1 pseudogene is annotated in these 203 nt (G+C 55.2%); it reads left to right on the top strand.

Annotated features, from left to right (window positions below):
* Nucleotides 1-141 precede the first annotated feature (141 nt).
* Nucleotides 142-203, top strand: a pseudogene (locus HMPREF2924_RS35605) (DNA-binding protein); the annotation flags it as partial.

Raw genomic sequence — 203 nt, forward strand, 5'->3', positions numbered from 1 at the left:
TCGCTAGCGAATAGAGCCCGGCCCGAAGGGATCGCCCGACAAATCACTTTCACCCAACACCGCTGAATGAAGGCGAAACAGCCGAATTTGCAGCAGCGGGACAACTCACGCCGAAAAAGGCGAATTGAAGGAGAAACACCGATGAACATGTTTGCAACCCAAGGCGGCGTCGTCGAACTGTGGGTCACCAAGACCGACACCTA

Origin of the sequence: Pseudomonas sp. HMSC063H08 (assembly GCF_001813645.1) — a bacterium.
Classification (GTDB): Bacteria; Pseudomonadota; Gammaproteobacteria; order Pseudomonadales; family Pseudomonadaceae; genus Pseudomonas; species Pseudomonas aeruginosa.